Origin of the sequence: Sutcliffiella horikoshii (assembly GCF_008180725.1) — a bacterium.
Classification (GTDB): Bacteria; Bacillota; Bacilli; order Bacillales; family Bacillaceae_I; genus Sutcliffiella_A; species Sutcliffiella_A horikoshii_B.
Map to the genome: position 1 here is coordinate 169,906 of NZ_VTEV01000006.1, position 19,652 is coordinate 189,557.

General features: G+C 40.5%; 25 protein-coding genes. 16 read left to right on the plus strand and 9 right to left on the minus strand.

From position 1 onward, the window contains the following. Positions 1 to 42: 42 nt before the first annotated feature. Positions 43 to 930: a peptidoglycan recognition protein family protein gene (locus FZC76_RS16200; RefSeq protein ID WP_148989207.1), complete on the plus strand. Its 888-nt coding sequence runs from the start codon at positions 43 to 45 to the stop codon at positions 928 to 930. 36 nt (positions 931 to 966) lie between these two features. On the opposite strand, the gene FZC76_RS23175 is transcribed toward FZC76_RS16200, so the two are convergent. From FZC76_RS23175 to FZC76_RS16210, 3 genes are read right to left on the minus strand one after another with little or no spacing between them, the layout of a single operon-like run. Then, entirely contained in the window at positions 967 to 1,119 is a 153-nt protein-coding gene (locus FZC76_RS23175; RefSeq protein ID WP_187442109.1) for a hypothetical protein, read from the minus strand. Next, on the minus strand, positions 1,109 to 1,315 hold the full coding sequence (locus FZC76_RS16205; protein ID WP_148989208.1) for a hypothetical protein: 207 nt from the start codon (positions 1,313 to 1,315) through the stop codon (positions 1,109 to 1,111). The genes FZC76_RS23175 and FZC76_RS16205 overlap by 11 nt, the downstream gene beginning before the upstream one ends. Next, the gene (locus FZC76_RS16210; RefSeq protein WP_148989209.1) at positions 1,312 to 1,569 is read right to left on the minus strand and encodes a helix-turn-helix transcriptional regulator; all 258 of its coding nucleotides are present in this window, start codon (positions 1,567 to 1,569) and stop codon (positions 1,312 to 1,314) included. The genes FZC76_RS16205 and FZC76_RS16210 overlap by 4 nt, the downstream gene beginning before the upstream one ends. A gap of 169 nt (positions 1,570 to 1,738) precedes the next feature. Here FZC76_RS16210 and FZC76_RS23180 point away from each other — a divergent pair, with 169 nt between their 5' ends. The 3 genes from FZC76_RS23180 (at position 1,739) to FZC76_RS16220 (ending at position 2,569) form a co-directional block, all read left to right on the plus strand. Continuing rightward, on the plus strand, positions 1,739 to 1,885 hold the full coding sequence (locus tag FZC76_RS23180) for a hypothetical protein (RefSeq protein ID WP_187442121.1): 147 nt from the start codon (positions 1,739 to 1,741) through the stop codon (positions 1,883 to 1,885). Continuing rightward, on the plus strand, positions 1,854 to 2,219 hold the full coding sequence (locus FZC76_RS16215) for a hypothetical protein (protein ID WP_148989210.1): 366 nt from the start codon (positions 1,854 to 1,856) through the stop codon (positions 2,217 to 2,219). Before FZC76_RS23180 ends, FZC76_RS16215 begins: the two co-directional genes overlap by 32 nt. 152 nt (positions 2,220 to 2,371) lie before the next feature. Continuing rightward, complete coding sequence (locus FZC76_RS16220; protein WP_148989211.1) at positions 2,372 to 2,569, plus strand: hypothetical protein; 198 nt, start codon at positions 2,372 to 2,374, stop codon at positions 2,567 to 2,569. Positions 2,570 to 2,941: 372 nt separating this feature from the next. Here the strand turns inward: FZC76_RS16220 and FZC76_RS16225 are convergent, their stop codons facing one another. Beyond that, a complete protein-coding gene (locus FZC76_RS16225; RefSeq protein ID WP_148989212.1) occupies positions 2,942 to 4,009 on the minus strand; it encodes an NAD(P)/FAD-dependent oxidoreductase in 1,068 nt (355 codons plus the stop codon). 340 nt (positions 4,010 to 4,349) lie between these two features. Here FZC76_RS16225 and FZC76_RS16230 point away from each other — a divergent pair, with 340 nt between their 5' ends. Further along, a complete protein-coding gene (locus FZC76_RS16230; protein WP_187442110.1) occupies positions 4,350 to 4,586 on the plus strand; it encodes a YuzB family protein in 237 nt (78 codons plus the stop codon). Positions 4,587 to 4,655: 69 nt separating this feature from the next. On the opposite strand, the gene FZC76_RS16235 is transcribed toward FZC76_RS16230, so the two are convergent. Next, complete coding sequence (locus FZC76_RS16235; protein WP_148989213.1) at positions 4,656 to 5,348, minus strand: DUF2225 domain-containing protein; 693 nt, start codon at positions 5,346 to 5,348, stop codon at positions 4,656 to 4,658. Between the two features lie 311 nt (positions 5,349 to 5,659). On the opposite strand from FZC76_RS16235, the gene FZC76_RS16240 reads away from it, so the two are divergent. From FZC76_RS16240 to FZC76_RS16255, 5 genes are all read left to right on the plus strand, one after another. Then, entirely contained in the window at positions 5,660 to 6,895 is a 1,236-nt protein-coding gene (locus FZC76_RS16240) for a NupC/NupG family nucleoside CNT transporter (RefSeq protein ID WP_148989214.1), read from the plus strand. 46 nt (positions 6,896 to 6,941) lie between these two features. Beyond that, on the plus strand, positions 6,942 to 7,115 hold the full coding sequence (locus FZC76_RS23185; RefSeq protein WP_187442111.1) for a hypothetical protein: 174 nt from the start codon (positions 6,942 to 6,944) through the stop codon (positions 7,113 to 7,115). 445 nt (positions 7,116 to 7,560) lie between these two features. Then, entirely contained in the window at positions 7,561 to 8,415 is an 855-nt protein-coding gene (gene dapF, locus FZC76_RS16245; RefSeq protein ID WP_148989215.1) for a diaminopimelate epimerase, read from the plus strand. 114 nt (positions 8,416 to 8,529) lie between these two features. Further along, positions 8,530 to 8,892, plus strand: a complete 363-nt coding sequence (locus FZC76_RS16250; protein WP_148989216.1) for a HesB/IscA family protein — start codon at positions 8,530 to 8,532, stop codon at positions 8,890 to 8,892. 129 nt (positions 8,893 to 9,021) lie between these two features. Then, a complete protein-coding gene (locus FZC76_RS16255) occupies positions 9,022 to 9,693 on the plus strand; it encodes a hypothetical protein (protein WP_148989217.1) in 672 nt (223 codons plus the stop codon). A 55-nt stretch (positions 9,694 to 9,748) separates the two neighbouring features. Here FZC76_RS16255 and FZC76_RS16260 read toward each other — a convergent pair whose 3' ends face one another. Continuing rightward, on the minus strand, positions 9,749 to 10,282 hold the full coding sequence (locus FZC76_RS16260) for a hypothetical protein (RefSeq protein WP_148989218.1): 534 nt from the start codon (positions 10,280 to 10,282) through the stop codon (positions 9,749 to 9,751). 141 nt (positions 10,283 to 10,423) lie between these two features. Beyond that, positions 10,424 to 11,416, minus strand: coding sequence for an NAD(P)/FAD-dependent oxidoreductase (locus FZC76_RS16265; protein ID WP_148989219.1), 993 nt, complete (start codon positions 11,414 to 11,416; stop codon positions 10,424 to 10,426). A 357-nt stretch (positions 11,417 to 11,773) separates the two neighbouring features. On the opposite strand from FZC76_RS16265, the gene FZC76_RS16270 reads away from it, so the two are divergent. The 5 genes from FZC76_RS16270 (at position 11,774) to FZC76_RS16285 (ending at position 16,306) form a co-directional block, all read left to right on the plus strand. Continuing rightward, complete coding sequence (locus FZC76_RS16270) at positions 11,774 to 13,042, plus strand: NAD(P)/FAD-dependent oxidoreductase (RefSeq protein ID WP_148989220.1); 1,269 nt, start codon at positions 11,774 to 11,776, stop codon at positions 13,040 to 13,042. Between the two features lie 102 nt (positions 13,043 to 13,144). Then, a complete protein-coding gene (locus FZC76_RS16275) occupies positions 13,145 to 13,624 on the plus strand; it encodes an NUDIX hydrolase (RefSeq protein ID WP_148989221.1) in 480 nt (159 codons plus the stop codon). A gap of 173 nt (positions 13,625 to 13,797) precedes the next feature. Continuing rightward, on the plus strand, positions 13,798 to 13,920 hold the full coding sequence (locus FZC76_RS23190) for a YuiA family protein (RefSeq protein WP_157860702.1): 123 nt from the start codon (positions 13,798 to 13,800) through the stop codon (positions 13,918 to 13,920). 157 nt (positions 13,921 to 14,077) lie between these two features. After that, positions 14,078 to 14,407: a YuiB family protein gene (locus FZC76_RS16280; RefSeq protein ID WP_187442112.1), complete on the plus strand. Its 330-nt coding sequence runs from the start codon at positions 14,078 to 14,080 to the stop codon at positions 14,405 to 14,407. Between the two features lie 1,185 nt (positions 14,408 to 15,592). Beyond that, positions 15,593 to 16,306, plus strand: coding sequence for a 3D domain-containing protein (locus FZC76_RS16285; protein ID WP_148989223.1), 714 nt, complete (start codon positions 15,593 to 15,595; stop codon positions 16,304 to 16,306). Positions 16,307 to 16,357: 51 nt separating this feature from the next. Here FZC76_RS16285 and FZC76_RS16290 read toward each other — a convergent pair whose 3' ends face one another. After that, complete coding sequence (locus FZC76_RS16290) at positions 16,358 to 17,167, minus strand: cobalamin-binding protein (protein WP_148989224.1); 810 nt, start codon at positions 17,165 to 17,167, stop codon at positions 16,358 to 16,360. A gap of 14 nt (positions 17,168 to 17,181) precedes the next feature. After that, the gene (locus FZC76_RS16295) at positions 17,182 to 17,664 is read right to left on the minus strand and encodes a divergent PAP2 family protein (protein ID WP_148989225.1); all 483 of its coding nucleotides are present in this window, start codon (positions 17,662 to 17,664) and stop codon (positions 17,182 to 17,184) included. 266 nt (positions 17,665 to 17,930) lie between these two features. On the opposite strand from FZC76_RS16295, the gene FZC76_RS16300 reads away from it, so the two are divergent. Continuing rightward, a complete protein-coding gene (locus FZC76_RS16300; protein WP_148989226.1) occupies positions 17,931 to 19,439 on the plus strand; it encodes a leucyl aminopeptidase in 1,509 nt (502 codons plus the stop codon). Positions 19,440 to 19,652: the final 213 nt, after the last annotated feature.

A 19,652-nucleotide genomic window follows, 5' to 3' on the forward strand; every position in this document is an offset into this window, starting at 1 on the left:
ACCTATTTTGGTGGCTTTTTATTTTGAAAGGAGAGGATTTACATGGTTACTTTGAATTATAAAAAAAGACACATCCGGAAACATCCAACTACCAGGCCAGGTATTAAACTGCTAAGAGTTCAGGCAGGGATTGACCATGCTACTGCAAATCATGGTGCGACAGCTGCCAACCACTTTACCTACTTTGATAGTTCATTGCCGGATTTAAATGATAATCCGCCAAAAGGGCATAAGACTCGTTATGCTAGTGCTCATATCTTCGTAGACAGATTTGAAGCATTAGAATTAATCCCTTTAGATGAAGTTGCATTTCATGGGAATGAACGAAAGGCAGGTCCTTTACTTTCTACTCTAAGAGCAACCAGTCGTGATTATCCAGGTGGTAACGCAAACCTGCTCACTATTGGAATTGAAATGTGCCAGGAGAGGGATGGGTCCATACATCCAGACACCTTAAAACGTACTGCGCTGGTTCATCAGATGTTGCAGAAGCGTTTCCCACAACTGAAAGACACTTACAATCGTTTTGTTCGACACTATGATGTCACAGGTAAGAATTGTCCGGCTCCTATGGTAACGAAAGCTTCTAGGTACAAACAATTACTGGACATGACGCACGGTGTAATTCCTATTAATCCTGCACCAGTTAAACCAGCCCCAACACCAGCACCACCAAAAAAGGAGGAACCATTTATGAACGAGAAAGCAATTGTTATCAATTCCGAAGCCGATATTCCGGCAGCTCGTAGATTATCAAGACGTATTGGAGCAGTCATCGTAGAACGAATCTTAGCAGAAGAAAAGCAGTTAGCGAAAGAGATCTTCATAGTTGGCGGAGGGAGAGGTAAATTGAAAGCAAACAAGTTCACCGATTTATCCGGTAAAGATTTCTTTGAAACAGTAGCTAATGTGAAAAAATATATAGGATAACTAAAAAAAGCCCTTCCTGATGGAGGGGCTTTTTTTCTATTTAAATAATTTCCCTAAAGCTCTACCTGTAGCCTTGCCAGCTGTCCGCCTTGCAACTCTTTTTCCTACCTTTCCCTTTTTAACCGCATTTACATCTCCTAAAATCTTGGCCAAGAAATATAAGAATCCTCTTGTTTTATTAATTGACACTCTCTTTATCCCCTTTCTTCATAAGATCCCATTTCTGATAATCCCTTAAAGATCCGCCTGCTGTTTGCCACTTTCCCGCATATTCATGATGGCCCTCAACATAGTAGTTTTCACTCCCTTCTACTTTCTTCAGAATACCTACAAGGCCGTTTTCAGGATTTCTGATTGTATCCCCAACTTCAATTTTGATTCTCATACCCTATCACTCTCTTTGACTTCGACTCTATCATCAAACTTTACCCAAATTCGTTCAATTGGTCGATTTAGCTCTTTCGCAATGGAGTAAGCAACCTCGAAACTAGGTAAACTTCTCTCGGTTACCAATGCACTTAATGCAGTGGTACTTAATCCAATACGTTTTGCAAACTTCCCCTGTGTAAAATTAGGACTTTTCATTTTCTCCTCAGCAAACATCAATCTCAAATTACATGTAAATCCTTTTATCGGCATCGTAACACCTCCACATATTCCATTCAACATCCACAAAAGCAATTCCTTTTATAAAAGTGAAGTCCAAAAATAAAAAATATAATCCAAGGAGTAATAATGTAAGTCTGCTTACATAGAATATATTAATGGCATCCACAGGACGCCAAATTGACCCCAAGGAGGAGTTTAGATGAAGTTCATGACTAAAGAATTGGCAGAAGTCTTATTGACCCGTAGAGACGTGTTTTTGACGTCTGAGGGGCAAGCTTTGCTTTTAGAGATTGTGGAGGAGGTGACGTCTTCTAATGGTGTACCGTCCAACAGTAAGGTATCATGACGTCTTCAGGAAGTACGTGGATGATTTAAATAAGGTGACGTCCTTAGATCGTAACCAAATTATTAGAGCTGCATTATTCACGGCTGCCTTTTCTCCACAGTTTCAACAGCTCATGAAACCCTATTTTTATGATCAAGAGGAGGGGCTTGACGTCCCTCTTCCACAGCCTAAATGGTCCTTGAGGGAGGCAAAGTATTGGTTGGAGCAAAATGCGGATATATACGGCCAGAATGCAGTAAAAGACGTCCCTACTCCCGCCTTAGAGTCTCAAGGGGAGGGGAGGAAGATAGAGGTGAAAAATAGGGGTGGCATTAGTCTCTCCCTCCCCGGGTGAGACATTTACACTGTAACACAGTTGACATTGTCAATTGGTAATGACAAATTCAGGAGGTTATGAGAGTGATTGAGGGGAAGGGACTAGGAGGAAAGAAGGTTAATAGGGTTGGAGTCTCGTTAAGTAATAGTTACTTGAAGAAGCTTAATAGGTTGTCCATAGCCTGTAACACGAAGCCGACCACACTTGCGGGAATGATCTTGGAGAGGTGCCTGGATGACGCCGCGGTGGTGGAACAACTACAAAATGAGTTGGGTGTCTATGAGACGTACAGAGTGCTGCCATTTAAGAGACATGATGCAGCTGACGTCACATACCTGTTAAAAGGTGAGACGTATCCATGGGGCTAGTAGACGTCGGTACGGTTGTACTAACAGGATTATATGCTTATTGCTTATTCAGTAGTCAACCTGATGTCCAGGAGTTAGAGGAAGACGTCAAATTGACGGGAACCATGGAGTCTACTGGACGTCTTGTAGAACTATCGTGTCAGACCTGCAGGAAGTTAAAGAGGCACAGAGAGATCGAGAGGAATTTATTTGAGTGTACAAAATGTAGACGGCGTATTGATCTGAGGTAGGGAATAAAATAAAAATGGCGTGCAAAAAACCCGCCATTTCCCCGCCCGATATTTGAAGTTGTTTGATTGTTTTTGAAAACATCACTTATTATAAACCTTGATATATCAACGTTTCTTATATTATTTGAAACGATTTAATCTGTCATCCATTATGATATTTATACATCCAAAGAATACCGGATTTTAATAAACGCGCTACTCGTCCAGTTAACGGTCTTTCATTTACTAAGCCGAATCCATGCTTCCTGCCAAGAGATCCTAATACTCCTTTTAGCTTGATGGCCGGGAATTCTTCTGGTGGAGCTTCGCCATTCCAGCGTTTCAATAACACTTGGACAATCTGTTCAGCTTGTCCTTCTGCTAATTGAGCACTTGGTGCGTGAGGGAGGCTGGCACAATCACCAACTACATAAATATTTTCATGTCCTGGTATGTTGTGCTGTTTTGTCAGGACTACGCGACCTTGTCCATCTTTTTCGACATCAAGCTCACGAACTACTTTGTTTGGCTGAATTCCTGCAGTCCAAACGATCACATCACAATGTACCGGTTCGTCATGGTTGTAAAGGGTGTTTTCCTCTACACGAGTGATGTTTGAGCCATTCACTACTTCCACTCCATGTGTCTCAAACCAGTTTTGTACATATTTACTAAGTCTTTCAGGAAAGCTCGAAAGAATGATATTACCGCGGTCGAATAGTTTAATTGTCAAGTCCGGTCGGCTTTCACGAAGCTCACTCGCAATCTCAACCCCACTCAATCCACCACCGACTATAGCAACCACTTTATTAGCCGGTAAATCGTTTAAAGCTTGGTAAGCTTTTCTGGACTTATTAATAGTCTGAATACTGTACGTGTATTCTTCTGCACCAGGAATATCATGGTACTTGTCCTCGCAGCCAAGGCCGATAATGAGATCATCAAAGGAAAGTGTGCTTCCATCTTCGAAGTGTACAACTTTCTCATCCATTTCGACTTTAGAAACTTCCCCATATTTAACAGAGAGTCTTTCGTGTTCTGGAAAAGTTACACGGACATGATGGTCTGAAATCGTTCCCGCAGCCAGCGCATAGAATTCTGTTTTCAAACTATGATATGGAGCTCTGTCCACCAATACAATTTCAATATCTGATGGTAATTGATTAGGAAGAAGTCGATGTAAAACGCGCATACCGCCGTAGCCTGCGCCAAGCACAACAAGTTTTTTCATAGCAGCTAAACCCCTTTTTAAGCGAATAGAATCAAAAGTATAATAAAGTAGACCCTTTGAAGGTAATAGGAAGAAGATAGATAAAACTAGTATTCTAGGAAAGCTTTTTATGTGAAAGAAAACACATATTGTAATACAATTGCGCTTTCATTTTGAAAATGTATAACACGTTTAAATAAAATAACATTAAAAGTATATCGAAATTATGACAAAATAACAACATTCTTTCGGAAAAATGTTGAGTTAAGTCGATTAATATCAACACTTTATAGGGAACCTTCATAATTGACGTTTTAAGGAAAAAAAGGTAGCATGGAAGTGCAATAGAGGGGTGAAATTAGTGAAGCCAATCATCGAATTTTGTATAAGTAATTTAGCCAGTGGTTCGCAAAGAGCGAGAGAAGTGTTGGAAAAAGATCCAAACCTGGATATTGTGGAATACGGCTGTTTAGGATATTGTGGCAAATGTTTTGACACACTTTTTGCTCTCGTTAACGGAGATGTTGTGGCAGGAGAGTCTCCAGAACAACTGGTAGACAACATATATATTTATCTGGAAGAGAACCCAATGTTCTAATCAAAAAAAGATCATGGACCCCTCATTGGGGAGCCATGCTCTTTTTATATTGTTCTGGTACTTTATCACCTAGCTGCTTACTTTCAATTTTGTGGATTTTCGTATCTCATACCAACGGTCCCTTGCTTTTTCGACAAGGCGTTGTTCCTTTTCTTTATGCTTGTGTCCTATGACCATCTGGAAATATCGAGTGGCTTGACGCTCCAAGTTTAAACGGCAATTTAGGTCCCCTATTAAGTAAAGCAATTTTATTTCAGACATCCCCTTTTCTTCATAATCCCCCAGTGTATAGGAAAGTTCAAACTGCTCTACCGCAAGCTTTAAAAATCTCTGCTCCTGTGTATTACTATGTTCAATGGTGCGATATATCCAAGCAAGTCGAAGATAGAGACCTGCCATGACAATTGGTGTTTCTTTTTTAATAATCCCTGAATAGATACCTAATTTATATGAGTTAATGGCAGTTTCAACAGATCGCTTCTGCCCGTAATTTTTATAGTTCCAATGCTTTTGTATCTTTGTTTGGATGGCGAAATGTGCTTCTTTTGTTAATTTAGGGTTAAATTCGTCTGAAACTGCATATCCACAATATGGACAAACAGAAACGTAATAGAGTAGAGGGTTGGTCTCTAATGACTGGTAAGTGGAACAAAAATCCGAATCATGGGTTAAAGGACGTATATAACGGGATTTTATTTTAAACGTGCTATATGCATGTTTACAATTTTCACATGAAATGTTTCGGCTTAAGTATTGTTCCATTTTTGTCACCCTCTCTTAACCTTCTTGACAATATAATACAAAAGTACCACAAGAGAAAAACTCATACAACATAAATGAATCAAAATACCCATAAAGTGAAGTGTGTTTTTTTTCTTGTCTATACATTATTTTGCTAATCTTGGGTAATTTATTTAAGAACACACAGATATGAGAACGGTTTCTGATTGGTTGTAACATATTGACAAAAAAAAGTTCTTTCAAACGCTTTCATTTCGTAGTAAAGTGGTACTGTGATAGTTAGATGTCTGACGACAAACAACTTGCAGAAATTTCTAATAGAGGTGAATATTATGAATAATATCCTTTGGGGTTTAATGGGAATCGCAGTTATCTTTGCAATCGCATTCCTACTTTCGGAAAACAAACGAAAGATCAAGATTCGTACAATATTAGGCGGATTAGCTATTCAATTGCTATTCGCATTTATCGTATTGAAGTGGGAGTTAGGTCGAACAGCTTTTCTTGGCTTGACTGAAATTGTTCAAAATATTATCAATTACGCGAATGAGGGTATTGGTTTCCTGTTCGGACCGGTACTAGGTAATCCTGGTTCTGAAGCAACAGGATTTGTATTCGCATTCCATGTATTAACGATTATCATTTTCTTCTCTGCGTTAATATCCGTCCTTTACTATCTTGGTATCATGCAGGTGGTTATTCGCTTCCTTGGTGGCGGTCTTGCGAAGCTTTTAGGAACAAGCAGAACAGAATCATTGTCTGCTTCCGCTAACATTTTCGTTGGACAAACAGAAGCACCATTAGTAATTCGTCCTTATATTGCAGGAATGACTAAATCTGAGTTGTTTGCTGTTATGACAGGTGGACTTGCATCTGTAGCAGGTTCTGTATTGTTCGGTTATGCGGCACTTGGAATTCCTCTTGAGTACCTATTGGCAGCAAGTTTCATGGCAGCGCCTGGTGGATTGATCATGGCAAAAATGCTCATCCCTGAAACGGAAGAGCCAAAAAATGATTCCAATGCTCAAATTGGTGAATCAGAAGAAGACAAAGCAACGAACGTAATTGATGCTGCAGCTCGCGGGGCTTCTGACGGTTTAAAACTTGCACTAAACGTTGGTGCGATGCTACTAGCATTCATCGCTTTGATTGCTCTAATCAATGGAATCTTAGGTGGAATCGGTGGTTGGTTCGGTGCTGAAAACTTCTCCCTTGACTACATTCTTGGATATCTATTTGCACCACTTGCCTTCGTTATCGGTATTCCTTGGAGTGAAGCCGTTGCGGCAGGTAACTTGATTGGTCAAAAGCTTGTATTAAATGAGTTCGTAGCTTACTCTACTTTCTCTGCACAACTTGATATGTTCAGCGAAAAATCTGTAGCTGTGATCGCATTCGCACTATGTGGATTTGCGAATCTTTCTTCCTTAGCAATCCTATTAGGTGGACTTGGAAACCTAGCTCCAAGCCGTCGTCCTGATATCGCACGTTTAGGCTTCCGTGCAATTATTGCAGGTACTCTTTCTAACTTGTTGAGTGCAGCAATTGCAGGAATGTTCTTGTTCTAAAAAGATAGAAATTCCACTCATCCTTCTTGGATGGGTGGATTTTTTTATGTGCAGAAACAGAAAAGTGGGTAAAGACCTTTCCGAGAAGCTTTTTGAGTGGGGAGAGGTCTTCATAAGGTGGATGAAGACCTCTGAGAGAAGTTTTCGAGTTGGGAGAGGTCTTCATAAGCCGGATGAAGACCTCCGAGAGAAGTTTTCCGGTGGGGAGAGGTCTTCATAAGCTGGATGAAGACCTCCGAGAGAAGTTTTCCAGTTGGGAGAGGTCCTCATAAGCTGGATGAAGACCTCCGAGGGAAGCTTTCCGATTGGAAGAGGTCCTCATAAGCTGGATGAAGACCTCTGAGAGAAGTTTTCAGCTTGGAAGAGGTCTTCATAAGCACCTCTGAGAGAAGTTTTCCGGTTGGGAGAGGTCCTCATAAGCCGGATGAAGACCTCCGCGAGAAGTTTTCCGGTTGGGAGAGGTCTTCATAAGCTGGATGAAGCCTTGGGAAAGCACCCTCAGAACAATCCTTCAACCCATAACTAGAAAAACCCATGTTATCGTGCTTCCACAGAAGCAAGCGATACATGGGTTTTTCATATAAAACGGGGGATATTTCTATTGTGTTCAGACTTTTATGTATTTATACTTGAAGAAATAAATTATTTTTGGAGGAAAAGTAAACATGCGCTCCTTTCAATTCACCAAGATGCACGGACTCGGGAACAATTATATATATGTAAATATGTTTGAGGAAAAGTTAAATGAAGATGAATTATCCAATCTTGCAGTTAAAGTAGCAAACATCCATACCGGCATCGGTTCTGATGGCATGATTTTGATCTGCCCATCTGAAAAAGCACCAGTAATGATGCGAATCTTCAATAATGACGGATCGGAAGGAAAAAATTGTGGAAATGGTCTTCGTTGTGTAGCGAAATATGCTTATGAGCAGGGGATTGTACAAACAGAAACGTTTAAAATTGAAACACTTTCTGGACTAGTGGAAGCTGAAGTTGAACTAGAAGACGGCCAGGTTACCTCTGTAACGGTCGATATGGGAAATCCAAAATTCTCTACAAAGGAAATCCCGATACTTGTTGAGGAAAAGGAAGCCTTAGTTGCTGAACCATTTACAGTAGCCCGAGAAACTTATGAAATAACCACAGTTTCCATGGGCAATCCACACGTCATTTTTTATGTAGATGATATAAAAGAAGCGCCACTAACAACTCTTGGACCTGTTGTGGAAAAGGACCCTCGTTTTCCTGAGGGAGTAAATGTTGAGTTTGTCGAGGTTGTCGCAAAAGATGAGCTGCATTTCCGCGTTTGGGAAAGAGGGTCTGGTATCACGCAGGCATGCGGTACCGGTGCATGTGCAGCAGTAGTAGCCTCTGTCCTTAACAACAAAACGTCCCGTGACAAAGAAACGGTTGTACATCTTGCAGGAGGAGACCTCTATATCACATGGACGAACGAAGGGTCTGTCAAAATGCGTGGGCCAGCGGAAGTTATCTGTACCGGAACTTTCTATTATTAATCACAAAGGCTTGTTCCTTTTGCATATACTATTAAAGCAGTAAGTTTGAGCAGACTTCCATTTCACGATATAATGAGGGTAATGGAATTGGAAATACATTGGGAGGTGTAACATATGAGTGATGTGATTACAATTACGGAAGCAGCAGCTTTTCAAATAAAAGATATGATGAAAGAACACGGCGATGAATCCGTCTTTTTACGTGTAGGCGTGAAAGGTGGAGGATGTAGCGGTCTTTCTTACGGTATGGGCTTTGAAGAAGAAAAAGGCGAAAAGGACATTGAATTGGAACAGCACGGTATCAGAATCTTAATCGATGCTGAAAGCAAGCCAATTCTTCAAGATGTAAAAATTGATTTTAAACAATCCATGATGGGCGGCGGGTTCACCATCGATAATCCGAACGCGATTGCAAATTGTGGGTGTGGGTCTTCTTTCCGTACTGCGACGAATACTGGTACACCGGAAGAGTGCTAAAAATAGTCAAAAGCTTGGGTAACCTGTCAGGTTATCCAAGTTTTTTTGTGATTATTTTCCAAAAAATATGAAACCAATTACCACTCCAAACCGTCTATATAGGTAGGTGAAAAAGAAGGAGTGGTCGTAGTGAAAGGTAAAAGGAGCATTTCAATTGTGCTATTGTCAGCACTAGGATTTGCAAGTATCGGAACAGCCTGTCAAGGAGTCGAAACACACACTAGTGAGTCATACCAATTTCATTCAACAAAACCTTCCAATCAATATGTACGCATGTCAATACCATCTAATACATTTTCCATAGATAGCAATAAAGTAGAAGAAATTACGGAAGTTAGTGCGCAGTCAGTAGAAAATTCAACTGAAACTCCTCAAGAAAATCCCCCTGCACCTGAAACAGTTGACCATAAAGAAGATGAGGTTGAAAATCAGGTGGAAACAGTTACTATTGGTGACTATACCTACCATAAAATCCTTGACGATAGATTTAAAAGTCACATAGCCATTGCAGAAAAGCATGATGCCCACCTATATGGAATTCCGGAATCCGACGGTTTTATGATCTACCATGAGACAGAAGGCATTTTACTTTCCATGAGTACTGGTGCCGCAGTGGCAGAGGTTGAACATGCAGAAGTATTAATTGATTATTTTTCAACAGAAGGTTGGTCGGAGTATGAAGGGATAGTGGAAGGAATCAATCACGTACTTGATACAGGGGAAGAGGTTAATGTAGATCTTGGGGACTATGTAGGATATTTCATTAGCCTTGATAATGGCAGTATTGTTGTCTTTTGGTAAACTTATACTACAAGAAAAGCACCTTTCCAAAAGAGAGGTGCTTTTCCATGTTCTCTTATTTTGTACTTTTCCAGCGATAGAAGAAACAAGCCCCTAAAATAAGTGCCAATCCAAGGGTCCCGATCACGGCATTTTGTGTGGAGAAGTTCGCGAATGGCTCTTTATCATCTGTGGGCACAGTACCCTCTCCAAGCTCCTTCAAATCGGACTGTGCCTGTGGTAGCTCTGCTGTTCTTGAACAAAGGTATGTCGTATATTCTCCATCTTCCATATGGGCATAGACCAAGTATTCTTTGTCTTTTTCAAAATAAACCCCACATGCTGCGGAGTCCATGGCAGTGTAAATGACTACTTCCTTCGTGTCTACACCTTTCCACGTTTCTGTCACACTCAATTTTACTTCTGTTGTACTGTTGAATTTCTCCTTAACCTCTAACACTTTTCCTGTGAATACGGCATCCATTTTTGCCAGTTCCTCTTGCGGTGTGCCTGGTGGAAGGCAGGAGCACGCATAGCCTGTTGGTGAATAGAAAGATAGGGATAAGATAGAGAGGAGAATGGAAAGCACAGCAGCTTTGAAGAGTTTCATTATGCTAATCACCTCGTTAAGTTTGTTACTAGGTTAGACGTTGAATGGTGTGAGAAGGTTACAGGTTCATTTATTTGGATTATCAAATACAAAAAACCAACCCCTGTTCCCACAACGGTTGGCTGCACCTTCATAGCCGGCTTAGAATAAACTAGTACTATGAAGCGGTTGAACTTTTGCTTTTGGATCGATGTAAGATTTGGCGTTATTTACAGCAGTAGGTGCCTCGCCAAAACCGCAAGCGATTAGTTTCACTTTTCCTTCGTATGTACAAATATCACCGGCAGCATAAATTCCGGATATATTTGTTTCCATTTTGGAATTGACTACGATGGAATTCTTTTCAATTTCAAGTCCCCAATCTTTGATAGGCCCAAGGGAGGAAACGAATCCGTAGTTAACAATAACATCATCAACATCCAACACTTCACGGTCTTCGGATTTCACTTTTTCGAGGACAACCTGATTGATTGCGTTATCGTCACCGATTAGTTCTGCCGGTACGTATGGCGTTTTAATTTCAACTTTGGAATTCATTAATGTTTCCACACTGTGCTCGTGTGCGCGGAACTTGTCACGACGGTGAACCAGTGTCACCTTCTCGGCAATCGGCTCAAGCATAAGTGCCCAGTCAACAGCAGAGTCCCCGCCACCGAATACAACCACTTTTTTGCCAGCAAATTTATTCATATCGTCCACAAAGTAGTGGATGTTCTTGTTCTCATAATCTTTAGCGTTCTCAAGCTCGAGGCGGCGTGGTTGGAATGCGCCATTACCAGCTGTGATGATGACTGCTTTGGAATAGTGCGTTTCTTTATCCGTTACAATCTTGAACGTTCCGTCACCCATTTTTTCAAGGGTTTGTACGGATTGCTCAAGTGCAACCGTTGGCTCAAACTTGGCCATCTGTTCTTTAAGGTTGTTGATCAATTCTTGTGCACGGATCTTTGGGAATCCGGCAATATCATATATGTACTTTTCGGGGTATAACGCGGATAACTGTCCACCCAATTGTGGTAGACTTTCAATGATTTTGACGCTAGCCTGCCTCATACCTCCGTAGAAAGCAGTGAATAAGCCGGTTGGCCCTCCACCGATGATGGTGATGTCAAATACTTTTTGTTCTTCGCTCATCTGAATCTATCCCCCTAAACATTTGTTTACTTTCTTTCTTTATCATAGCATAATTTTCTCACAAATTCTGTTTTCAACCTTGGAAAAAGGGGAACATATACTGAAAATAGATTGAAATTTAGGAATTTTGGAACGGAATTACTTATTTTTTCCGAATATTTTAAAGCTTTTTAAACTATGATTTTGTCTTGAAAAAAAGACGGAAAAAGAATATGATGTTAGGTAGGTTAAGTTTCTTTGTGACAAATTTCGCACTTTTTTGCCGTTCATATTCGTGAAGTATTTCACAATCATTTATTTCTAATAAATTTTATCTTAATAGTGGATAGTAAGAAAAGGTAAAGTGAGATTTGTTTCATGTCTTCATATTTATTTTATAAAAAATTTAATATAAAAGGTGTGATTCATTTGAAAAAGCCAAGTATAGTTATACTAGGTGCTGGTTACGGTGGACTTGTAACGGCTGTTCGTCTTCAAAAAATGATCGGTGTCAATGAAGCTGATATTACGTTAGTAAACAAAAACGATTACCATTATGAGTCTACATGGTTACACGAAGCATCAGCAGGAACATTGCCAGCTGATCGTACGCGTTACAAAATTTCTGATGTAATTGATCGCAGCAAGATTCACTTCTTACACGATACAGTTACAGGCATCAACCGTGAAGCGAAAACTGTTGCTTTGACTAAAGGCGGAGAAATCTCTTATGACTACCTAGTGGTTGGTCTTGGTTATGAAGCAGAGACTTTCGGTATCAAGGGCTTAAAAGAGCATGCCTTCACGATTGCAAACTTAAATGTTGCTCGTAAGATCCGTGAGCACATCGAATATCAATTTGCTACTTACAATACAGAAGCACACCGTCGTGACGATCGTCTAACTATCGTAGTTGGTGGTGCTGGATTTACTGGTATTGAGTTCCTAGGAGAACTAGTTAACCGTGTTCCTGAACTTTGCCAAGAGTTTGATATCCCTAAAGAAAAAGTACGCATCGTTTGTGTAGAAGCAGCACCGACTGTACTTCCTGGATTTGATCCGGAACTAGTAGAATACGCTGTAAACACGCTTGAGCGTAAAGGCGTAGAATTCAAAATCGGTACGGCAATCAAAGAAGCGACGGAAGAAGGAATTATCGTTGCTAAAGACGAAGAAGTGGAAGAAATCAAAGCTGGTACAGTTGTTTGGGCTGCTGGTGTACGTGGAAACCACTTAGTGGAAGATTCCGGATTCGAAAACATGCGTGGCCGTGTGAAAGTAGATCCTTACTTGCGCGCTCCTGGACATGAAGATGTATTCATCGTAGGAGACTGTTCTCTAATCATCAACGAAGAAATCAACCGTCCATACCCTCCAACTGCTCAAATTGCAATGCAGCAAGGTGAAGTATGTGCGAAAAACTTGGCAGTATTGGTTCGTGGCCAAGGTGAACTACAAACCTTCACTCCAGACCTAAAAGGAACGGTATGTTCTTTAGGTGAAGACGATGCAATCGGCGTAGTATTCGGTCGCAAAATCTGGGGATCTAAAGCATCCTTCATGAAGAAAATGGTCGACAACCGTGCACTATATATGATCGGTGGAGCTGGCCTAGTTATGAAAAAAGGTAAATTCAACGTATTATAAGATAAATTTTGAGGAGCTGCACATTTTATTACGTGCAGCTTTTCTTTTTGCCATTTTTCCTGATACCATTACTTTATCAGATACAAACAGGGGGACGAAAACATGGGGAAAAGAGAAAATGTCTGGCTCGCTGTTGCGGGTATAGTGGTAGATGACGACGGCAAATGGCTTGTCGTAAAAAAGCGCTACGGAGGACTGAAGGGGAAGTGGTCCTTTCCTGCAGGATTTGTGGAAGCAAATGAAACCGTAGATGAGGCGGTAGTTCGAGAAATATTAGAGGAAACTGGCATCAACGTAAAGGTAGAGGGGCTAATTGGAGTTAGATCTGGAGTCATAGAGGATAAAATCAGCGATAATATGCTCCTATTCTTATGTACTCCTCTAAACCGCGACGTAGTCTATCAGGATAGCGAACTATCTGACGCAGCATTCAAAACGCTTGAGGAATTGGAGAGAGATCCGGATTCTTCTTTACTCATCCACTATTGCTCCAAGCTTACAAACCTTTCTATATTAAAAGAAACGGATGCTATGAATCCCGGGCAGGTTTTTAACTATAGTTCGTACAAGTTATTTTTCTAATAATTCTGTAAATTTAAGAAAAAGAAAGAAACAGATAGATTGGATAAGATGTATTCGCTTACATCGTATTTTTCAGCCGTTTTTGTCCCTTTCCTTTTACCTTAAAAGGATGATATATTATCAGAAAATTAAATTAAATTCTGTTTTGAGAAAATCATCTGGAGGGATATGGAATGAAAAATCAACTGCAAACAGAGAAGAAGGATTGCCCGTATTGCTCAGGTAAAGGGTATTTTCAGTTATTGCTTGGTGGATCAGAAACTTGTTCCTGTTGTGGAGGAAGCGGAAGAAAATAAATAGTAATATGTTTTCCACACAATCGCGTTCGTTCTATGATAGGTCATTTATGACGTATTTAGGACAATTGCGATTGTGTTTTTGTTTGAATGCCAAAAGTAATTGACTCGTATCAACGCTTTCAGTACACTAAGGAAAGATGTGTAATGGAGGTGCTTGGTATTGAATATACCAATTTTACTTATATCTGTTGTCTTATTTTTCGTGCTTTTCTTTGGGATTGGATTCCTTTTAAATATGTTATTGCGCATGTCTTGGATTATGGCCATTATATATCCTTTAGTATGCGTGTGGATCATCGCTCAGGATGATGTGAGATTAATCGATTATTTCAGGGAGCCTGGCAGTGCTTTTTCTAAGCTTGGAGCTGAAGTTACTTCCTTACAGGTAGCAGATATTACTATTTTGGTGAGTGGCTTAGCTGGGGCGATCACTTCTGGTATCGTTATTAAAATGCTTCGCAAAAATGGATATCAAATGTTTTAACGTCATGTTAAGAATCGGTGCAGTTAGCCGGTTCTTTTTTTGGATAAGAGGCTGACGAGAGCCTCCTTGGTTACGCCTGCGGGGTCTCCAGCTAGCGCTATTTCCCTCAGAAGTCTTCGCCTTATGCTCCAATCAACAGCTAGCAATTTTTGAAGGTCTTCGGTTGTATAGAGCGCTTCTATTAGACAGTTCAACCTTTTTTTGAAGGTCTTCGGTCGTATAGAGCGCTTCTATTAGACAGTTCAGCCTTATTTTGAAGGTCTTCGGTCGTATAGAGCGCTTCTATTAGACAGTTCAGCCTTATCTTGAAGGTCTTCGGTCGTATAGAGCGCTTCTATTAGACAGTTCAGCCTTTTTTTGAAGGTCTTCGGTTGTATAGAGCGCTTCTATTAGACAGTTCAACCTTTTTTTGATGGTCATCGGTCGTATAGAGCGCTTCTATTAGACAGTTCAGCCTTATTTTGAAGGTCTTCGGTCGTATAGAGCGCTTCTATTAGACAGTTCAGCCTTATTTTAAGCATTTAGGTCGTATAGAGCGCTTCTATTAGACAGTTCAGCCTTTTTTTGAAGGTCATCGGTCGTATAGAGCGCCTCTATTAGACAGTTTAACCCATTTTTGAAGGTCATCGGTCGTATAGAGCGCTTCTATTAGACAGTTCAACCTTATTTTAAGTATTTAGGGCGTATAGAACGCTTCTATTAGACAGTTTAACCTTTCCTTTACGTTAACAGTTTTTCAGTGACTGCCTTCCGTTTTGGGATATAAGCCTGTCCCTTCCTCCCGCTGGCATCTGCGCGCCTTCCACTCCAATCAACAAGGTGGCTAACTTTATCCAAGGAATATGAAAAGAAATCTAATTGTGTTTTTTGAATAAGCATTAACCTAACATTTTATGAGCAAATGGCGGAGACTCCAGCGGTGGAGTAGTGGCAATGTTGAGACCCCGAAACGAAATGAGGAAGCTCAAGGTTGCCTCGTGGAAAGCGCAGCTATTTGCGGAAAAGAAAAGGAGGACCGGGCGTTTTTGCACGTTTTTGTTAATTGCTTAATGCTTCAAAATACTCCACTAATCTAGCATTTTTTATTGGAAAAAATAGGTGTTTACTAGCTTTTCTCACAAAAAAGGAATACTTTTCTTAAAAACAGGGAAGGAATATCTTGTGAGAGGAGTGTGAGTGTGTCACATGAAAATAGTGAAAATGATTTTTCGAAGGACGGTTATCGGGTTACTATTTGTACTGGCCTTGTCTGTAACCTTCCAATCCATATCTGGTGTTGAGGCATCAACCATTCACAACTGGCTAAAAGAAAATAACATATATGCCACTAATGGACAAGGTAAACAAGAAGAAGAAAAAGAAGGTTTCTTCAAGAAAATTGCTCTAGACTTTAAACAATTGAATTTCCTTTCTGCGACACCTACCATGGTCTCAGCAGAAGAGGCGATAGAAAAGCCCAAGAAACTAGAGGATCTGGACTGGAACCAATACGAGACACATACGGTCCACGCAACTGGATATACAGCAGGCTTTGAATCAACTGGCAAAAATCCTGGCGATCCAAGCTATGGAATTACATACTCAGGACTTAAAGTTAAAAGGGACCTATATTCTACCATTGCGGCAGATATCAATGTCTTTCCGATAGGTACGATACTTTTTATACCCGGCTATGGTTACGGAGTAGTGGCTGATATTGGTGGAGCAATCAAAGGAAATAAGATAGATCTCTATTACGACACAGTAGATGAAGTATTTAATGATTGGGGCAAACAGACCATCGAAGTTTACATTATCAAAAAAGGCGATGGTACATTGACCGAGGAAGAGTTGACAAGATTAAACGAAGACGAAAGCATGCAGGTGTTCCGCCAGCAATACAGAGGAAGCGGAGAATAGCATGACAAAAGCCGTATCTTTCAGAATGATTTCTGAGGATACGGCTTTTTGTTATGTAAGTAAAGGGTCTTTTCCTGTATAGGCAGGAAAGCTAGTCGGATGAAGAAGGAAAGCGAGTTTTTGTAATCCTAAGATAAGCCTTGGCGAAGGTCTGCAATAGAGGCTTTCCTCTAGTACAAAGATACGGGAGTTTTGAACAGCGTTGATCGTCTCGGCATTTTCCCGTTTCATCACATGATTAGGATTCATTTTTGACTCTTTTACACCAACCCAAATCATACAAATTGCATCTGGATTCTTGTCCACGATTTCTATCCACTCTGTCTGATAACTTGCCACATCTTTATCGGAAAAGATATTTACCGCGCCAGCCAAATCACTTACTTCAGTCAACCAATTGACCTTGCCTGGGGTGAAAATTGGTTTCGGCCACCATTCCCAATATAAAGTAGGTCTGTCTTTCGAGGCTGTAGCTAATTGTCTGTATGTATGGATTATTTCACGCATAGAGGAAACAACCTCGTTTGCCTTGGAAGAAGAATTTGTAAGTTCTCCCACCAACAGCAAGTCACTGGCAATATCCTCGAGTGATTGCGGATTTAGAACCACGTGGGGGATGGAGCGCACTTCTAGTTCTTGAATGTTCCGCTCCATTCCAGGGACACTTAAGCTGGCCAAAACTAAGTCAGGCTCCAAGGCTTCCAGTTTTTCCATATTGATATTCAAATCTGGTCCAAGCTTCGGGAGATTTGCAACTTCTTTAGGCCAATCAGAAAAATCATCCACTCCAACTAGTGAACTTGTCAAACCTAGATAGTGGAGCAACTCTGTGTTGCTTGGACAAATGGATATGAGTCTCAAAATTTTATCCTCCTTTACAAGACATGAACGATGTAATGTAATACAATGGTCAGTAAAATTCCGGTTATTGCACCGAAAAATACTTCAATTGGTTTATGTCCTAACAGCTCTTTTAGGTCTTTTACTTTTTCTTGCTCATTCATTTTTGGCCACTTCTTGGTTTCTTCCACAAAGCGATTGAAATCTCCAACAAGTTTGTTTAATACAGTGGCTTGTTCGCCGGCATGTCTTCTAACTCCGGTTGCATCAAACATGACAATAATGGCAAATACAGTGGCTACTGCAAAAATGGGAGAATCCAGACCAGTTTCAAATGCAACGCCTGTAGCCAATGCCGTTACAGCAGCGGAGTGGGAACTTGGCATTCCACCTGTACTTGTGATCAAGGACCAATCAATCCTTCTTGAGGCAATATATTGAATAGGTACCTTTACAAATTGTGCAAATCCAATTGCTGCCAAAGCAGCCCACAAAGGAAAATTAGAAAATAACTCCATCTGATAGAATCGCCCTTTCTCTGCTGTTGTATCTATTACTATACCCTTTCTTACGGGTTGTAGCACGTTAAGTAGAGTATTATGTATAGTTAATGTTCTTATTATTATGAATTATTATAACGAATTTGTTAAGGTGAATATAGGACAAAATGATGATTAGAGCACAAACTTATCAAATCTGGAATACTTTTGAATATGATTAGAAACTCGAAATATTTCCCTAAGTTCGATATAATAAACGTATAATAAAATGGAGGTGTATAAATATGTTTGTCGTACATAATGAAGCTGATTTTTCAAATCAACAGGAGGCACTAGTAGTAGGCCTTTCCGAGAAACATAGCAAGTTAGATGGTTTATTGGGAGAACTAGATTCTCAATTGGAAGGGCATCTGACACAGCTATTAAAGGATGGAGACATATCTGCCAAAAAAGGAAAGTTAGCAAGAATACATACATTCGGCAAAACGTCATACAAAAGAATTTTTGTAGTGGGGACAGGTCGCGAAGAAAAACTAACTTTTGTTGAATTGCGCAAAGTTTTTGGCAAGGTGGGTAAAACGATTCAAGAATCCAGACTTAACCATGTTGTAGTGGCCATTGATACATTTGTAACGGAAGATGTGGATGTGTTAGACGCTGCTCATGCGCTAGGGGAGTCCATTCCATTATCCACTTATAAGTTTGATGGATATAAGCAAAAATCTAATGAACCAGAAGTGACACTAGATCAGGTTACTCTCCTGACAGATCATGATAAAGAAGAAGTGGGAGCAAGTGCACATGTAGGGTATGTATTTGCAAAAGGTACAAATACTGCTCGTACGCTTGTTAACCTGCCAGGAAATATGCTGACTGCTACAGATCTGGCAAACCATGCTGCAGTCCTAGCAGAGAAGTATGGGTTTGAACTAGAAATCCTTGAAAAAGAAGAGATGGAGAAGCTTGGAATGGGTGCTTTGTTAGCTGTTAACAAAGGGTCCGTTGAACCTCCTAAGATGATCGTGTTGAAATATCAAGGAAAAGAAGACTGGACAGATGTGATTGGTTTAGTTGGAAAAGGAATCACTTTTGATACTGGAGGATATTCAATCAAACCGAAAGACGGCATTGTTGGAATGAAAACAGATATGGGTGGAGCGGCAACTGTTCTAGGTGCTATGGAAGCGATTGGAGAACTGAAGCCAGAGCAAAATGTCCTAGCAGTTATTGCATCAACAGACAATATGATTAGCGGAGAAGCCTTTAAACCGGATGATGTAATCACATCCATGAGCGGAAAAACAATCGAGATCTTAAACACCGATGCGGAAGGGCGTCTTGTATTAGCAGATGCGGTAACCTATGCTAAGCAACACGGTGCTAACTACCTTGTTGACGTTGCTACCCTCACAGGTGGGGTCATTATCGCGTTAGGTAACCACACTACTGGGGCTATGACCAATGACGAAGCATGGTTTGAACAAGTGCTTGAAGCATCCCATGAAGCGGGGGAAGAAATGTGGAGACTTCCAATTTTTGATCATGCAAAAGAAAGAGTTCGCAGCAGTAAGGTAGCCGACTTGAACAACTCACCAGGTCGCGACGGACACGCTATTTTTGCAGGAGCATTCATTGGAGAATTCGCAGAAGGTACACCGTGGGTACACTTGGATATTGCGGGCACAGCAACTGCAAAGTCTGCACATGACCTTGGACCAAGCGGTGGAACTGGAGCAATGGTTCGAACGCTAGTGACGCTAGTAGAGCGTTTTGGACAAACAGAAGAAAACTAATCATTTATACAGAGTGTATGTAATGCGCATCCTATTTTAGGGTGCGCATTATTTTTTGCGCATTTCCATCAAGTTATCTTCCAAACTCTTCCGTTGACAGTCATTAAAAATCTATGTTAATTTATTTCTATGCTTTTTTACTCTAATTCTCTAATGATTTAATTAACTAAAGCAAAAAAACAACAAGATACACAGAAAGAAAGGAAGTTTTTA

Coding starts and splice junctions, on each gene's coding strand:
- FZC76_RS16200 (WP_148989207.1), top strand. CDS start 43: ATGGTTACTTTGAATTATAAAAAAAGACACATCCGGAAACATCCAACT.
- FZC76_RS16205 (WP_148989208.1), bottom strand. CDS start 1,315: ATGAGAATCAAAATTGAAGTTGGGGATACAATCAGAAATCCTGAAAAC.
- FZC76_RS16210 (WP_148989209.1), bottom strand. CDS start 1,569: ATGCCGATAAAAGGATTTACATGTAATTTGAGATTGATGTTTGCTGAG.
- FZC76_RS23180 (WP_187442121.1), top strand. CDS start 1,739: ATGAAGTTCATGACTAAAGAATTGGCAGAAGTCTTATTGACCCGTAGA.
- FZC76_RS16215 (WP_148989210.1), top strand. CDS start 1,854: ATGGTGTACCGTCCAACAGTAAGGTATCATGACGTCTTCAGGAAGTAC.
- FZC76_RS16225 (WP_148989212.1), bottom strand. CDS start 4,009: ATGAAAAAACTTGTTGTGCTTGGCGCAGGCTACGGCGGTATGCGCGTT.
- FZC76_RS16235 (WP_148989213.1), bottom strand. CDS start 5,348: ATGGAACAATACTTAAGCCGAAACATTTCATGTGAAAATTGTAAACAT.
- FZC76_RS16240 (WP_148989214.1), top strand. CDS start 5,660: ATGAATAATATCCTTTGGGGTTTAATGGGAATCGCAGTTATCTTTGCA.
- FZC76_RS23185 (WP_187442111.1), top strand. CDS start 6,942: ATGTGCAGAAACAGAAAAGTGGGTAAAGACCTTTCCGAGAAGCTTTTT.
- dapF (WP_148989215.1), top strand. CDS start 7,561: ATGCGCTCCTTTCAATTCACCAAGATGCACGGACTCGGGAACAATTAT.
- FZC76_RS16250 (WP_148989216.1), top strand. CDS start 8,530: ATGAGTGATGTGATTACAATTACGGAAGCAGCAGCTTTTCAAATAAAA.
- FZC76_RS16260 (WP_148989218.1), bottom strand. CDS start 10,282: ATGAAACTCTTCAAAGCTGCTGTGCTTTCCATTCTCCTCTCTATCTTA.
- FZC76_RS16265 (WP_148989219.1), bottom strand. CDS start 11,416: ATGAGCGAAGAACAAAAAGTATTTGACATCACCATCATCGGTGGAGGG.
- FZC76_RS16270 (WP_148989220.1), top strand. CDS start 11,774: ATGTCTTCATATTTATTTTATAAAAAATTTAATATAAAAGGTGTGATT.
- FZC76_RS16275 (WP_148989221.1), top strand. CDS start 13,145: ATGGGGAAAAGAGAAAATGTCTGGCTCGCTGTTGCGGGTATAGTGGTA.
- FZC76_RS23190 (WP_157860702.1), top strand. CDS start 13,798: ATGAAAAATCAACTGCAAACAGAGAAGAAGGATTGCCCGTATTGCTCA.
- FZC76_RS16285 (WP_148989223.1), top strand. CDS start 15,593: ATGAAAATAGTGAAAATGATTTTTCGAAGGACGGTTATCGGGTTACTA.
- FZC76_RS16295 (WP_148989225.1), bottom strand. CDS start 17,664: ATGGAGTTATTTTCTAATTTTCCTTTGTGGGCTGCTTTGGCAGCAATT.
- FZC76_RS16300 (WP_148989226.1), top strand. CDS start 17,931: ATGTTTGTCGTACATAATGAAGCTGATTTTTCAAATCAACAGGAGGCA.